The organism is Gordonia sp. Z-3 (genome assembly GCF_036233855.1).
Classification (GTDB): Bacteria; Actinomycetota; Actinomycetes; order Mycobacteriales; family Mycobacteriaceae; genus Gordonia; species Gordonia tangerina.
Window position 1 is genome coordinate 110,399 of record NZ_JAZARS010000012.1, and the last position, 14,040, is coordinate 124,438.

General features: G+C 67.1%; 15 protein-coding genes. 10 read left to right on the plus strand and 5 right to left on the minus strand.

All coding sequences use genetic code 11. The annotated features are described in order from the left end of the window. Positions 1-195, plus strand: a 195-nt coding sequence (locus VX037_RS15305) for a hypothetical protein (RefSeq protein WP_328714824.1), incomplete at its 5' end; no start/stop codon positions are given. A 56-nt stretch (positions 196-251) separates the two neighbouring features. Here VX037_RS15305 and VX037_RS15310 read toward each other — a convergent pair. Together VX037_RS15310 and VX037_RS15315 are read right to left on the minus strand one after the other, a co-directional pair. Then, complete coding sequence (locus tag VX037_RS15310) at positions 252-755, minus strand: MarR family transcriptional regulator (RefSeq protein ID WP_235723491.1); 504 nt, start codon at positions 753-755, stop codon at positions 252-254. Between the two features lie 135 nt (positions 756-890). Beyond that, positions 891-1,538 carry a TetR/AcrR family transcriptional regulator gene (locus tag VX037_RS15315; RefSeq protein WP_235723492.1) on the minus strand — a complete coding sequence of 216 codons (648 nt, stop codon included), beginning with the start codon at positions 1,536-1,538 and terminating at the stop codon, positions 891-893. 240 nt (positions 1,539-1,778) lie between these two features. Here VX037_RS15315 and VX037_RS15320 point away from each other — a divergent pair, with 240 nt between their 5' ends. The 9 genes from VX037_RS15320 to VX037_RS15360 all read left to right on the plus strand — a co-directional run bounded on the left by VX037_RS15320 (position 1,779) and on the right by VX037_RS15360 (position 12,464). Further along, on the plus strand, positions 1,779-3,320 hold the full coding sequence (locus VX037_RS15320; protein ID WP_266061659.1) for an amino acid permease: 1,542 nt from the start codon (positions 1,779-1,781) through the stop codon (positions 3,318-3,320). Positions 3,321-3,360: 40 nt separating this feature from the next. Continuing rightward, positions 3,361-4,215, plus strand: coding sequence for an urea amidolyase associated protein UAAP1 (locus VX037_RS15325; protein WP_328714825.1), 855 nt, complete (start codon positions 3,361-3,363; stop codon positions 4,213-4,215). A 96-nt stretch (positions 4,216-4,311) separates the two neighbouring features. Then, positions 4,312-4,974 carry an urea amidolyase associated protein UAAP2 gene (locus tag VX037_RS15330; RefSeq protein WP_328714827.1) on the plus strand — a complete coding sequence of 221 codons (663 nt, stop codon included), beginning with the start codon at positions 4,312-4,314 and terminating at the stop codon, positions 4,972-4,974. Between the two features lie 38 nt (positions 4,975-5,012). Next, positions 5,013-7,037, plus strand: coding sequence for a 5-oxoprolinase/urea amidolyase family protein (locus VX037_RS15335; RefSeq protein ID WP_328714828.1), 2,025 nt, complete (start codon positions 5,013-5,015; stop codon positions 7,035-7,037). Continuing rightward, positions 7,034-8,686: an allophanate hydrolase gene (gene atzF / locus VX037_RS15340; RefSeq protein ID WP_328714829.1), complete on the plus strand. Its 1,653-nt coding sequence runs from the start codon at positions 7,034-7,036 to the stop codon at positions 8,684-8,686. Before VX037_RS15335 ends, atzF begins: the two co-directional genes overlap by 4 nt. 138 nt (positions 8,687-8,824) lie before the next feature. After that, positions 8,825-10,687 carry a hypothetical protein gene (locus tag VX037_RS15345; RefSeq protein WP_328714830.1) on the plus strand — a complete coding sequence of 621 codons (1,863 nt, stop codon included), beginning with the start codon at positions 8,825-8,827 and terminating at the stop codon, positions 10,685-10,687. 91 nt (positions 10,688-10,778) lie between these two features. Next, positions 10,779-10,973, plus strand: a complete 195-nt coding sequence (locus VX037_RS15350; RefSeq protein ID WP_235723498.1) for a hypothetical protein — start codon at positions 10,779-10,781, stop codon at positions 10,971-10,973. Positions 10,974-11,019: 46 nt separating this feature from the next. Beyond that, entirely contained in the window at positions 11,020-11,922 is a 903-nt protein-coding gene (locus VX037_RS15355) for a DUF3558 family protein (protein ID WP_328714832.1), read from the plus strand. After that, positions 11,919-12,464, plus strand: coding sequence for a DUF3558 domain-containing protein (locus VX037_RS15360; RefSeq protein ID WP_328714833.1), 546 nt, complete (start codon positions 11,919-11,921; stop codon positions 12,462-12,464). The genes VX037_RS15355 and VX037_RS15360 overlap by 4 nt, the downstream gene beginning before the upstream one ends. A gap of 9 nt (positions 12,465-12,473) precedes the next feature. On the opposite strand, the gene VX037_RS15365 is transcribed toward VX037_RS15360, so the two are convergent. From VX037_RS15365 to VX037_RS15375, 3 genes are read right to left on the minus strand one after another with little or no spacing between them, the layout of a single operon-like run. Next, positions 12,474-12,866: a PIN domain-containing protein gene (locus VX037_RS15365; protein ID WP_328714834.1), complete on the minus strand. Its 393-nt coding sequence runs from the start codon at positions 12,864-12,866 to the stop codon at positions 12,474-12,476. Then, positions 12,851-13,099, minus strand: coding sequence for a type II toxin-antitoxin system Phd/YefM family antitoxin (locus tag VX037_RS15370; RefSeq protein ID WP_235723502.1), 249 nt, complete (start codon positions 13,097-13,099; stop codon positions 12,851-12,853). Before VX037_RS15370 ends, VX037_RS15365 begins: the two co-directional genes overlap by 16 nt. Before the next feature lie 41 nt (positions 13,100-13,140). Then, positions 13,141-13,950: an acyl-[acyl-carrier-protein] thioesterase gene (locus VX037_RS15375; RefSeq protein ID WP_328714853.1), complete on the minus strand. Its 810-nt coding sequence runs from the start codon at positions 13,948-13,950 to the stop codon at positions 13,141-13,143. Between the last annotated feature and the right edge of the window lie 90 nt (positions 13,951-14,040).

Here is a 14,040-nt window from a genome sequence, read left to right on the forward strand (position 1 = left end):
GATGGCGCCGGGCCCGCTCTCACTCCGGTCCTCCTCGCTGCGCTCGTCGATCCTCGTTCGGCGACCCGGACGCTGGATGGCGCCGGGCCCGCTCTCACTCCGGTCCTCCTCGCTGCGCTCGTCGATCCTCGTTCGGCGACCCGGACGCTGGAGCATGTCCGTGAGCATCACCGCTCGTCGCCGTCGGCTGGATAATCCATCCGAGCAGGCTCAGAGGTGATCCGGATGGACACCGACAGCAGATTCTGTCGTCAGAAGTCGCCCGCGTTGTGCCGTAGCGATTGAATGGCTTTCACCATCGAGTCCATCTCGTCGTCGGTCATCCCGACCGCACCGAACACTTCCACGTTGAGCGTCGCGGTGGCATCCTCCACCGTGGAACGACCGAGATCGGTGATCTCCACCAGGGTGGTGCGTCCGTCGGTGGGGTGGGGGACGCGCCGGACGAGTTTCGCCTCTTCCAGCCGACGGATCGCGTGCGTCACGCTGGTGACGTGCACCTGCAGCCGATCACTCGCCTTGGTGATCGGTAGCGCGCCCTGTCGTGAAAAGGCCAGCAGGCGAAGAAGTTCGAAGCGCGAGAAACTCAGATCGTACGGACGTAGCGCTCCCTCGACGCGCGCCAGCAGGATCTGATGCGCTCGCATGATCGAGGTCACTGCGACCATCCCGTCGGCCACGTCCCCCCACCCGGCGTCCGCCCAGTTCTGTCGTGCCTCGGCGATCGGGTCGAAACGCATGCTGCGGCCTGCCATGCTCACACCCTATCGGCGATCGGCGCATCGGTAGGTCGCGGTTCCTCCCCCGGGTATCGCTTCACTCGCCAGCTGCCGCCGGAGAACGAACCGATACCCGGGGGAAGAACAATCGAGCGCGCGGTCCAGCGGGTCTCAGTGGCTGGGTGTGTGCTCCATGAGCATCTCGATGGCGCCGACGATGGTGTCGACCAGGCCGGCCACGGTGTGGTCGCCGAGCTCGCCGCGCTGCTCGTCGGATCGCATCATGATCACCGACTCCACCAGCCGGAACGGCAGCAGCGCGCGGGTGTCCGAGGCGGTGCCGAGCGCCGCCGTGGCCAGTGACTCGTACGCGCCGGCGAGTTCCTGGCGGGCGGCGCGGAACTCGCCGAACCGATCGTCGGCCAGCTCGGGTAGCAGATACAGGGCGCCGAGGTTCCAGCGCGCGGCGGCCAGCTGGGTGACGTCGTATCGGGCGAGATCCAACAGTCGGTGAAGCGGCGCCTCGTCGGCCTGCAGCAGCTCGCGGGCCCGCTCCACCGAAGGATCGACGGTGGTGGCGAGCAAAGCGGCGAGGATGTCGTCCTTGGTCTTGAAGTAGTGGTATAGCGACGCCTGCCGTACCCCGACCGCATCGGCGATCATCCGCGTCGACGTTCCGGTGTAGCCGTGTCGGGTGAACAGTTCGGCAGCCGCGTCGAGGATCTCCTCGCTGGCGGAATCTCCGTGCCGTCGTGGCTTGACCAGACGCGGTCGGCCCGGGCCGGCGGTGCCCGACGATGCTGACGGCCGCGACGCCATGAGGTCCTCGATTCTGCCTGTGTCGAGGTCTCGACACCCGACTGCATTCACCCTAACGCACCCATATTGCGGAGCCGCCAGGCCGCTGACCTGCGCGATGTAACACACTTGTAGCGCGCGTTTCCATCTACGAAATAATTCTGTCACTTGATAGAAATTCGCCGAAGGTTATCTATCACCTGACAGATACGCCGCTCATCGTGGAGCCGACGCACAGACCTCAGCAGAGAGACGACGACAATGACCTCCACCGCCATCACGCCGCCGCCAGTGCCGCCCGAACCATCGGGAGGCGACGCCGACGACCTGTCGGAGTTCGGCTACGACCAGCAGCTGCATCGGTCGCTCGGCAAGTTCGCCTCTTTCGCCGCCGGCTTCTCGTTCGTGTCCATCCTGACGACGATCTTCCAGTTGTTCGGACTTGGCTTCGGCTTCGGCGGACCGGCCTTCTTCTGGACCTGGCCAATCGTCTACGCGGGCCAGTTCCTGGTGGCGCTGTGCTTCGCCGAGATCGCGGCGCGGTACCCGATCTCCGGCGCGATCTACCAGTGGTCGCGGCGGATGGGCGGCGAGGTGATCGGCTGGTTCGGCGGCTGGTTCATGATGATCGCCCAGATCGTCACCGCATCGGCCGCGGCCATCGCGCTGCAGGTGGTATTGCCGTCGGTCTGGAGTGGGTTCCAGATCATCGGCGACGACCCCACCCTGACCAGCACCAGTGGCGCGGCCAACGCGGTCCTGCTCGGTTCGATTCTGCTGGTCATCGTCACCTCCATCAACTGTGTGGGCATCTCGTGGATGAGCCGTATCAACAACATCGGTGTCACCTGTGAGCTGGTCGGCGTGGTCGCCGTGGTGCTCGCACTGTTCACTCACGCCCAGCGCGGCCCCGACGTCGTCTTCGACACCGGCGTCCCCGGCCAGCAGCCCGGTTACATCTGGGCTTTCATCGTCTCCGGCCTGATGGCCGCCTACGTCATGGTCGGCTTCGGTTCGGCCGGCGAGCTCGCCGAGGAGACCCGCAACCCGCGTCGTGTCGCCCCGCGCACCATCCGGCTGGCGCTGACCGTGTCCGCGATCGGCGGCGGTCTGATGCTGCTCGGTGCGCTGATGGCGGCCCCGACGCTCGACGAACAGCTGGCCACCGGCGGCCTGCCCTACGTGCTCGACTCGGTGCTCGGCAGTTTCTGGGGCAAGGTGCTGCTCTGCGACGTCGCGGTGGCGATCTTCATCTGCACCCTGGCGATCCAGACCGCGTGCTCGCGGCTGATGTTCTCGATGGCCCGCGACGGTCGGCTGCCGTTCTCCAAGACGCTGTCGCATGTCAACGAGCGCACCGGAACCCCGATCGCGCCCGCGATCCTGATCGGGGTGCTGTGCATCGGCATCCTGCTCGTCAACGTCGGCAACTCGGCGATCTTCGCCACCCTGGCCAGCGTCTGCATCATCCTGATCTACCTCGCCTACCTGGCGGTGACCGGACCCATGCTGTACCGCCGGTTCCAGGGCTGGCCCACCGATCGGGCGGCCGTCGACGCAGAGGGCAAGAAGCTGTTCACCATGGGATGGTTCGGAATCGTCGTGAACCTGTTGGCCGTGCTCTACGGCACGCTCATGGTCATCAACCTCGCCTGGCCCCGAGCCGAGGTGTTCGACCCCGCGGGCGACATGCCGATCCTGCGGTGGGCCGGTCCGATCTGCATCGCCATCACCGTGCTGGTCGGCATCGCATGCTTCCCCCGCGGCAAGGAACATCCCAAGCCTGTCACCTCGCCGGTCTGAGATCCCGCGACCCGACCGCATCCCCTCAAGGAGTCACATCATGAGCACCATCACCCACGACGACGGCACCGCCACCACGGCGGGTGCCCGCGAACACGCCCGGTCGCAGGCCGGCACCATCACCGACTCGATGCCGGTGGTGCCCGCCGCCAACTGGCCCAACCCGCCGGCCGGTGTCGACGCCGACCGTCTGACCTGGGCGGAAACGGTGCCCGGCGGTCGGTACACCAGCAAAGTGCTCGCCCGGGGTACGCGCCTGCGGCTGCGGGACATCACCGGCTCGGCCTGCGCGCACCTCCTGCTCTGGCGCGCCGATGCCCCCTGGGAGCGGCTCAATGTCGCCGACACCGTCAAGGTGCCCTGGCAGGCCTACCTGTCGACCGGCCACCCTCTGCTCAGCGACCAGGGACGTGCGCTGGCCACTGTCGTCGCCGACGACTCCGGTCACCACGACGCCCTGTGCGGCACCAGCACGCTGGCCGGCAACATCGCGAAATACGGTGACGGACTGGCACATTCGGACACCCCAGCCGGACGCGAGCTCTTCACGCTCGCAGCGGCCAAACACGGACTCGCTGCCGCCGACGTGGCGCCGTCGCTGTCGTTCTTCCACGGTGTTGTCGTCGAACCCGACGGCACCCTGACCTCGAAGGGGTCGGCGGGGCGGGACAAATCGGTCGAGTTGATCCTGCACCTGCCGTGCGTGGTGGCCGTCGTCAACACCGCCCATCCACTCGATCCGTCGCCCACCTTCGACACCGGCCCGCTCGAGGTCGTGTCCTGGCGGGCCACCGGTGACCTCGACGACCTGCTGGGCAGCGTCGCCGACACCGACCCCGAATACCAGCGGGCGGTAGCGAACTCCGAAGACGTTTGGGCCGCAGCCCATTTCTGATCCGATACCCACCGTCCCGTCCGCTGGTCGAGTAGCCCACAGTGAGCGCAGCGAGTCCGGGACGTATCGAGACCAACCACCTGAACGGAAAGTTGCATGACCACCACCGAAATCCCCACCGACCCTCACGAGCTCGCCCTCGTCCCGGGAGAGATCATCACCGACGCCGTCGTCGGTGACCGCGCCCCCTGGTCCGGCGTCGTCGCCGCCGGCGATGTGCTGACCATCGTCGACCTCTACGGCAACCAGGCCGTGGACACCCTGTTCTACGGCGGCCACGATCACACCGTCCGGTACTCGGCGCAGGCCACCATCGCCGCGCAGGGCAACATCTTCCTGACCACGGGCACCGTGATCCGGGACCAGGAGTCCAACGCGCTGATGACGATTGTCGACGACGAGGTCGGCAACCACGACACCCTGGGCGGCGCCTGTTCGCAGGAATCCAACACACTGCGTTACGGCCACCACACCAAACACCAGCACGCATGTGTCGAGAACTTCCTCATCGGTGGTGCGAAACACGGCCTGGGTAAACGTGACCTGGTCGGCAACGTCAACTTCTTCATGAATGTGCCGGTGGACCCGGACGGCTCGCTGGGCATCGTCGACGGCCTGTCGGCGCCGGGCAAACGTCTCGCGCTGCGCGCCGAGGTCGACACCTTGGTGTTGATCTCCAACTGCCCGCAGATCAACAACCCCTGCAACGGATTCGATCCGACCGCGGTGCGCGTCATCATCACCCGTCCCTCGGCCTGACCGCCGAACTGCCTTCCAACACGAGGAGCTCGAAACCCATGGCCACCATCACCGTTCTCCGCGCGGGGCCACAGACAACGATCCAGGACTGGCCCGGTCGGATCGGCTACTGGAAAGTCGGCGTCCCGCCGTCCGGGCCGATGGACGACCTCTCGTTTCGGCTCGTCAACCAGGCGGTCGGCAACGGCGACACCGCAGCCGGTCTGGAGGCGACGATGATGGGACCCGCCCTGCGGTTCGACGCCCCTGCCATCGTCGCGGTGGGGGGCGCGCCCGCCCCGGTCACCGTGTCGGGACGTCCGGTCGCGCAGTGGGTTCCGGTACGACTCGAAGCGGGTGATGTCCTCGATGTGGGTGCGGCCGCCGACCTCGGAATGCGTATCTACATCGCGGTGTCCGGCGGTATCGAGGCCGAGGACTACCTGGGGAGCCGATCCACCTTCACGATGGGCCGATTCGGCGGCAAGGACGGCCGCAAACTCGCCGACGGCGACGAGCTCACACCGGCCGACACCCCGACCGGGCGGTCGCGTCGCGTCCTGACCGACGAGCAGCCTGCCTTCACGCACACCTGGGAACTCGGCGTGACGGTCGGACCGCACAGTGCGCCGGAGTTCTTCACCGCCGAGGACATCGACGACGTCTTTGCCACCGCGTATGAGGTGCACTTCAATTCCGACCGCACCGGTATCCGCCTTATCGGACCGAAACCGCGGTGGGCGCGCGACGACGGCGGCGAGGCCGGACTGCATCCGTCCAACATCCACGACAACGCCTACTCGGTTGGGGCGTTGGATTTCACCGGCGACACCCCGATCCTGTTGGGACCGGACGGCCCCAGCCTCGGCGGATTCGTTTGTCCGGTCACCGTGGTCGCCGCGGAACGCTGGAAGTTGGGTCAGCTCAAACCCGGTGACACCGTCCGCTTCGTCGCCGTGCGCAGTGAGCATGCGGCATCACCGTCCACGATCGGCCCGGGCCGACGGGCCGGGATGGTGAACGTGCTCTCCGCCGGCGGCGACCTCGACGACGGCATACTCGGCACCACCACGACCGCCGACGGGGCCACCACGGTCACTTATCGCCGCAGCGGCGATGACAACATCCTGGTCGAATACGGCGACATGCGGCTCGATCTCGCGTTGCGGGCCCGCGTGCACGCACTCAGCGAGCGCATCGCCGCCGAGCGGCCGGCCGGTCTCATCGACCTCACCCCGGGTATCAGGTCCCTGCAGGTCAAGGTGGACCCCGATGTGTGGTCGCAGCGCGACGTGCAGCACTGGCTGACCGAGTGTGAGAGCCAGTTGCCGGCCGCCGAGGACCTCGTGGTCCCGAGTCGTGAGGTGTCGTTGCCGCTGTCGTGGGACGACCCGGCCACCCGGGAGGCCATCGAACGTTACATGCTCGGTGTGCGCGCCGATGCGCCGTGGTGCCCATGGAACATCGAGTTCATCCGTCGGATGAACGGACTCGACTCGGTCGACGATGTCCACCAGATCGTGTTCGACGCGAGCTATCTGGTCCTGGGGCTGGGCGACGTCTATCTCGGTGCGCCGGTGGCGGTTCCGCTCGATCCGCGACATCGGTTGGTCACCACCAAATACAACCCGGCGCGTACCTGGACGCCGGAGAACGCGGTCGGCATCGGCGGTGCGTACCTATGTGTCTACGGTATGGAGGGGCCGGGCGGCTACCAGTTCGTCGGCCGTACCACGCAGGTGTGGAATCACCGCCACCCCGAGCCGGCACCCGGTTTCGACGCCGAGCACCCGTGGCTGCTGCGGTTCTTCGACCGCATCAGTTGGTACCCGGTGAGCGCCGACGAGTTGCTCGACATGCGTGCCGACGTGGCCGCCGGTCGCGGCGACAGTATGCGGATCACCGAGGGCAGCTTCTCGTTGGCCGAACATCAGGCTTTCCTCGATGTCAACGCCGGCGCCATCTCGGCCACCCGATCGGCGATGGTGTCCGCTCGCGACCAGGAGCGCGAACGCTGGTCTCAGCAGGGAGAATTCGCGGCACGTGGTGGCGCCCAGAACATCGAACAGGGGAAGGTCGCATGACTCGCATCGACGACATCTACCGCCGGATCGCCGACGCCGACCGGCCCGAGGTGTTCATCACGCTCCGCCCGCGCGAGGAGGTGGCTGCCGAGTTCGCCGCCTCGGCGGGCAGCGGTCTGCCGCTCGCGGGCGTGGTCCTCGCCGTGAAGGACAACGTCGATGTGGCCGGGCTGCCGACCACTGCCGCATGTCCCGGGTATGGCTACCGCCCGGCCGACGATGCTCCGGCGGTTGCCGCGCTGCGTGCGGCCGGGGCGGTGGTGATCGGCAAGACGAATCTGGACCAGTTCGCCACCGGACTCGTGGGAACCCGCAGCCCCTATGGCGCGGTGCGGGATTCCCGACGACCCGAACACATCTCGGGTGGTTCCAGTTCGGGCTCGGCGGTCGCGGTGGCGCTCGGCTTCGCCGACATCGCCATCGGCACCGACACCGCCGGGTCGGGACGTGTGCCCGCCGGGCTGCAGGGCATCGTCGGTGTCAAGCCGACGCTGGGGGTGGTCTCCACCGAGGGCGTGGTGCCGGCATGTGAGAGCTATGACACGGTGACCATCTTCGCCACGTCCCTCGACCTGGCCGATCGGGCGATGGCCGCGATGGCCGTGGGGACCGGGCCCCGGCCGTACGGCCCGGCGAGCCGATTGGCCGCACCGGAACAACCGACCATTGCGGTTCCGGCCGAACTGCCGGAGCTCGACGATGCCTGGCGTGCAGCGTTTGCCGATGCCGTTGCCACTGCCGAGGCGGCCGGACTGCGGATCAAGCACATCGACTTGTCGCCGTTTCTGGCCGCCGCGCGACTGCTGTACGAGGATGCGCTCGTGGCCGAACGCGCGCACGCCGTCGGCGGGTGGTTGCGTGGCGCAGACGAGTCCGCCGGACTTGATCCGGTGGTCGCCGGGATCATCGGCGCCGCAGACAGGTTCAGTGCAGTCGACCTGCTGGCGGCGCGGTCCCGGCTCGCCACGCTGCGACGTGAGGCAATGGCCGAACTCGGTGACGCGGATGCGCTGATGGTGCCCACCGCGCCGGCTCACCCCAGTCTGGCCGAGGTGGCCGCCGACCCGGTGGGCGTGAATTCCCGGATGGGTATCTACACCAATTTCTGCAACCTCTTCGATCTGTGCGGTGTCGCTGTGCCTGCGGGAACCGTTGACGAAACAGACCGAACACAAGCGCAATTCGGCATCACGCTGTTGGCTCGCTCGCACGAGGACGCCGTCGTGATGGATCTGGCCCGACGGTTGCGTACCGAAACCCCCGGTGCCGCGTGGCCGGAATCCGTCGCCCCGACGGTGGAACTCGCGGTGTTCGGTGCACACATGCGCGGCGGCCCCCTCACCCACGAACTGTCCGAGCGTGGGGCGCGGTGGGCGGGGGAGGTGAGCACTGCGGACTGCTACCGGTTGGTGGCGTTGGACACCGTTCCCGCCAAGCCGGGATTGGTGCGGGATCCAGACGCAGGGCGCGAGATCGCCGGTGAAGTGTGGGTGATGTCCCCGAATGCCCTGGGCGAGTTTCTTGCTGCGCTGCCGGCCCCGATGATGCTGGGCAGCGTCGAACTGTCCGACGGCCGATGGGTCGTGGGATTCGGATGCGCCGCCGACGCCGCCGAGCGAGGGGAGCGCTTGACCCGCACCCGGTGGTGAACGCGCGGCGTGTCGGTCCCGGCCCAGGTGATGGCCGCTGTTTGAGTCCGTTGAACATTTCTTTGAAATCGCACACCGCACGATTCGGACATGGTTCAATGAGCGCGCTCACATCTGGTGGACAGGGGATTGGGACGGATGACCAACATGGGCGGCAACGGAATTCGGCGTTCGCAGAAGGTGCAACGACGGCGCAACCGCAAGCAGAGGCGCCACGGTGCTGCCGCCGGCGTTGCCGCCTTGGCAACCGTCGCCGCGGTGGGTGCGGGGCAGATGATGGGGCCGGCGCAGGCCGAGGCGGTGACAATCCCGATCCCCGGTGTCGGCAACGTCGACATCGACAATCCGGCGGGCCAACTGGGTGAGATCATCGGCGGCATCGCGAACAATGCCGCCACGCAGGAGGCCCTGAAGGCCCTGCGTATCGAATTGTGCGCGAGTGGCGGAACGAGCGGCGGCGCCGACTGTTCACAGTCGACGGGCACCGGGATCGCCATCATCATGCCGACGAGAATCGAACTCGTTCCGCGCGTCGATGATCCCAACGACTCGTCGAACACGGACATTCTCTACAACGGGACCAAGGACTATCTGAACAATCCGCCAGTCGAGCCACAACCCGGCGACTTCCCGAACTACGCTGCCTACCTCGCCGCCTACGCCCAGTACGTGATCGAAGACGGCGCCTACACGGTCGCCGAGGGCGCCGCGCAAGTCGCCGGAATCGACATCCCGATCCCCGACGCGCCCGTGACCGACGGCTCGGCGAAGGTCATCGGCAGCGGCTTCCAGTTCGCCCTGGCATCCGGTGGCGGTGACGCCACCGCGATTTCGTATCTCCCCGTGAGCCTGGCGACCGCAGGCGCGAGCGGAGACCGCACAGCCGTCTCGTTCGCGATCCTGGGTATGGCCAACGCCTGGACCACCGACGAGATCCCGGTGACCCTGCTGGGCAGCGACAACATCCTCGGCATCGACCTGCCGGCGATTCCCGCGGTGCAACAGGTCAGCTGCTACGGCGGCCTGACCGGTGCGTACGCGGAGGGCGTCGGCGCCTGCGCAAATGTGCTGGGCACCTTCGACTTCCGTTGGTCACAACCCAATGGCGAGGTCCAGTTCGCGCTGACCGACCCGTCGGCGGTGCTGACCGATCCCTCGGGGGTGTTCTCTCAGGTCATCACCCAGCTGCTCAACGGTGAACCCTTCACCCTCAGCAAGGACTTCGCCCGGCTGAGCTTCGCCGGCGACTACGACCTGCTCAGCGGCAACTTCGTGCGCTTCACGAGTGACTACGGCACGCAGGAATCGACCACCATCAACTGGCTCGGTCAGCAACTCACCCTCAACCCGATGGTCACCGTGAACGGGCAGGAGCGTCCGAACCATCTCGGCGTGCCGATCCTGACACTCGGTGCGCTCGACACCGGGGAGATCGTGCCGGTGCTGCACATCCCGGACATCGAGTTCCCCTTCGGTATCCCATCGGCCGGACCGTTCGTCATCCCCGACACCAGCTCGTCGATGACGTCGAGCGTCACTCTAGCGTCGAGCGAGGGCGAGGCGCCGGTCATCGAGCCGACGATGCAACGGATGGCTGCGCTCAGTGATCCGGTCGAGGCCGAGCCGGAGTCCGCTGCCGACGAGACCGAGGAGTACGTCGGCAAGCACCGGACCGCCGACGCAACACCCGAGTACGTCGGCAAGCACCGCGCGGACGATACAGCCGACACCCCCTCCGATGACGACCCCACCACCGAAGCTCCCGCGGAGTCGACGGACCCCGGTGAGGACTCAGCGGACACCACCGACACCTCGCAGAACGACGCGACCGAGACGGAAGCGGCCGACACCGAGTCCGCCGCCGCCGACGCCACCGAGTCCGCCGACGAGACCGATGCGACCGACACCGATGCGACCGACACCGACTCGACCGAGTCCGACGCCGACGACGCCGCCACAGACGGGGGTGATGCTGGTTCGTCGTCGGTCGACGAGGGCTGACGCCGCGGCGTCAGCGGGGGGAAGTCACTCTCCTTGGCTACAGTGGAGGCATCGATCAGTCTCACCTGACCGACCGCACCAAGGAGGAGCCATGGCGGTAGATCCAGCGAAACGTCAAGCGGTGTCGGAGGTCGTACGTCAGCATCCCGGGATGGCGGTGGCCGCGGTGTCACCGGCGATCGTGGTGTTCGCGGTGCTCTGGTTGGTTCTCGGTTTCTGGCCTGCGCTGATCATCGGCCTGGTGGCCGGGGGCGCCGGTTACTACTTCCTGACCCGTCAGCGGTAAACCCGAGCAGCGACCAACCCCGAGCAGCGACCAACGCAGAGGAGCAATGGCCACCCGCGTCGACAGTTGGATCTGGGCGATCCGGCTCACCAAGACCCGATCAGCGGCGGGGGCGGCGTGCCGCGGTGGGCACGTCCGCGTCAACGGGGTCACCGCCAAGCCGGCACAACCGGTCAGCATCGGCGACGAGGTGCGTGTACGCCTGCACGGGCACGAACGGATCGTCGAGGTGACCAAGCTGATCGCCAAGCGTGTCTCCGCGCCCGCGGCCGCCGAATGTTTCATCGACCGCAGCCCACCACCGCCGCCACGCGAGGTCCTGGCCAGTCAGCCCCGACGCGACCGCGGCGCCGGTCGGCCCACCAAACGCGAACGCCGTGAGTTGGACCGTCTGCGGATGCGTGATGGGTTCCTCATCGCGACCGCGGCGATCATCGCTGTCGTGCTCACCGGGTGCTCGGGTGGCTCCGGTGACTCCGACGACCCGGCATCGCCCAACACCCCCGAAGCGCCGGCGCAGGCCGGCGCAGGGCCGTTCTTCGGCGAGTGTGGTGGGCTGACCACCGAGGAGGTCACCCGGATCACGAAATTCGCGGGCCTTTCCAACACGGTCAACAACCCATCGGTGTGCGAATGGGACAGCAGCGGTGACCGCACCGGCGCCGTCACCTCGTTCAACTGGTACCGCGGTTCGCCGATCGGGCGCGAACGCGCCACCGAGCAACTGTCCCGCGAATCGACCAAGGACGTCGAGATCGACGGGCACCGTGGATTCATCGCCTCCGACGTCGGCATCTGCGAAATCGGCATCGCGTTCGGCGCCGACTTCTTCGAATGGTCGGTGAGCGCCGGTACGCAGGCGCTCCTCGGTGAGCAGCCACCGCCGACCGAACAGATCTGCGACGCTGCCCGCGAGCTGTCGCGCCTGTCGATCGAGCGGTCGTCATGAGGCGCAGCTTGCTCGCGGTCCTCGCCGCGGTGCTGATGAGCCTGGGGATGGCGACCGGCTGCAGCGTCGACGGCACCCCGGTCGCCGTTGGCGCCGCCGACGATCAGCAACCCGGCAACGTCGACACCGACCAGTTCGACAATCTGCTGCTCGAATGCTCGGTGTTGTCCCCGATGCAGATCGCCGACGCGGTGGGCGGGACGGTGGCCCGGGGCACCTTCAACGGCGCCATCTGCCGATGGATCGTCGAGGGCACCACCACCGCCGGTGTCACCTTCAACTGGTTCGAGTGGGGCGATCCGAACGTCGAGAAGGACACCGCCAAGGAACTCGGTTACCAGACCGAGAACATCAAGGTCGCCAGCCAGGCCGCGTTCACGCAGCGTGACCCGGATCGCCCGGCCGTCTGCGGGGTCACCGCACGCGCACCGAGCCGGGGCGTCTTCACCTGGTGGGTCGAACCCCGCACGTCGGCGGTACCGGCCGACCCGTGCGCGGCCCCGATCAAACTGATGGAGCTGCTGCTCAGCGGTGGTCAGTGACGGGTTCGCTCAGACCGGTATGACCCGGACCAACTCGTCGATACCGACGAAGTCCGCCGGATTGCGCGTGTAGAGATGCGCGTCGTGGGCATGTGCGGTGGCCGCGATGAGTAGATCCAGCGAGCGTGCGCGAGGTTGCCGGCCCGCCTCGAGTACGGCAGCAGCCACTTTGCCGTATGCGGCTGCAACCGCCTCGTCGACCGGCAGCGCATCGAAGGATCGCTCGATGATCAGCAGCCGCCGCAGTCGCTCGGCCCGCGACGTTGCGTCTTTGGCAACGAGCACACCGAAGTGCAGTTCTGCCACCGTGATGGCGCTCAACGCCAGCTCGCCTGCGAGCGCTCCAACATCGGGGGCGAGAACCACGCTGGTATCAAGAATCGCCCTCACCGAGGTAGCCACGGATCACCGACAGCGTGATCGATGGTCTCGCGGTCGGTAGCCCAGTCGGCGTCGGCGGGACCGGCGAACAGGTCGCGGATGTCGTGCCACCGGCGCCAGGCTCGCGGGGCCGCAGGGACGAGGCGAGCACTCGGACGACCTGACACCGTGATGGTGATCTGTTCGCCGGCCTCGACTCGTCGCACCAGCTCAGAGGCGTCTTGGCGCAGTTCGCGCAGTCCCACGGTCGTCATCAGTACAGTGTAGCGCTTGTGCTACCTCACCGTCCGGTTCTTCACCCCGGCGGCAGCTTCGTCACCGACACCGTCGCAGCCACCACCAGCTGGCCGTCGGCGTCGGGGATCAGCATCCACACCAGGAGACGGTCGGCCTCGCGCACGCGGCGCAGGGTGATGGACACACCCGGCGTGATCGGCCGAAGATACTCGATCACCGCGCGGTGCGGAACGTCGGCGAGGTCGGGATGCTCGACCAGCTCGTCTTCGACCGCCTCCAGATACGCCGCGTTGTTGAGGTGCTTGAACGGGTCGAAATCGGTGATGCGCAGGACATGGACGCGATCGGGGATGGAGACCTCGTCGGCCGCGGGCGCCTTGTCCGGGTTCATCGACCGCCAGCGCAGCCGGTGCTCGTCGGTCATCGACGACAACATCTCGAGCATGTCGTCGCTGATCCGCGACGGCATCCCCTGATCGTTGACGTTGATCCAGAACGCCTCGGTCTCGATCAGGCCCGGTTCCCGTGGCTCCGGATTGAACCGATTCGTGTCGTGCTCGGCCGTGAGACGCACTCGCATGTTGGTCCAGCGAGTCGACAGCGCGCCGCACCATCGTTGCGCGGTGACCGTCGCGGGCCACGAGATGGGGCGGATGACGTCGATGACGGTGCGTCGCACGATCCAGAAGGGATCGCTGTGGCTGTAGTCGGTGGCCTCGATGTTGTCGTTGGCAACATCCTGCAGGTAGCGCGCCACCGCGTCGAGTCGTAGCCGCATCTGCTGGTCGATGTCACCGGTGCGGACGCGGTAGGCGACTTCGAAGTGCCGTGCACCATCCTTTCGATCCCGCAGTGGTTGGCTGTCCATCCCGCTGGGTGAGGCGCTCACTCGGTCCCTACTTTCGGCCGCCGGTATCTTTACAGTTAAGATACTCAGGACGGAAAAACTAGAACACGT

What these genes read in the sequence shown, in the direction of transcription:
- VX037_RS15330 (WP_328714827.1), top strand. Translation starts at nt 4,312, where the DNA reads ATGACCACCACCGAAATCCCCACCGACCCTCACGAGCTCGCCCTCGTC.
- VX037_RS15360 (WP_328714833.1), top strand. Translation starts at nt 11,919, where the DNA reads ATGAGGCGCAGCTTGCTCGCGGTCCTCGCCGCGGTGCTGATGAGCCTG.
- atzF (WP_328714829.1), top strand. Translation starts at nt 7,034, where the DNA reads ATGACTCGCATCGACGACATCTACCGCCGGATCGCCGACGCCGACCGG.
- VX037_RS15310 (WP_235723491.1), bottom strand. Translation starts at nt 755, where the DNA reads ATGGCAGGCCGCAGCATGCGTTTCGACCCGATCGCCGAGGCACGACAG.
- VX037_RS15375 (WP_328714853.1), bottom strand. Translation starts at nt 13,950, where the DNA reads ATGGACAGCCAACCACTGCGGGATCGAAAGGATGGTGCACGGCACTTC.
- VX037_RS15335 (WP_328714828.1), top strand. Translation starts at nt 5,013, where the DNA reads ATGGCCACCATCACCGTTCTCCGCGCGGGGCCACAGACAACGATCCAG.
- VX037_RS15370 (WP_235723502.1), bottom strand. Translation starts at nt 13,099, where the DNA reads ATGACGACCGTGGGACTGCGCGAACTGCGCCAAGACGCCTCTGAGCTG.
- VX037_RS15345 (WP_328714830.1), top strand. Translation starts at nt 8,825, where the DNA reads ATGACCAACATGGGCGGCAACGGAATTCGGCGTTCGCAGAAGGTGCAA.
- VX037_RS15355 (WP_328714832.1), top strand. Translation starts at nt 11,020, where the DNA reads ATGGCCACCCGCGTCGACAGTTGGATCTGGGCGATCCGGCTCACCAAG.
- VX037_RS15320 (WP_266061659.1), top strand. Translation starts at nt 1,779, where the DNA reads ATGACCTCCACCGCCATCACGCCGCCGCCAGTGCCGCCCGAACCATCG.
- VX037_RS15350 (WP_235723498.1), top strand. Translation starts at nt 10,779, where the DNA reads ATGGCGGTAGATCCAGCGAAACGTCAAGCGGTGTCGGAGGTCGTACGT.
- VX037_RS15325 (WP_328714825.1), top strand. Translation starts at nt 3,361, where the DNA reads ATGAGCACCATCACCCACGACGACGGCACCGCCACCACGGCGGGTGCC.
- VX037_RS15315 (WP_235723492.1), bottom strand. Translation starts at nt 1,538, where the DNA reads ATGGCGTCGCGGCCGTCAGCATCGTCGGGCACCGCCGGCCCGGGCCGA.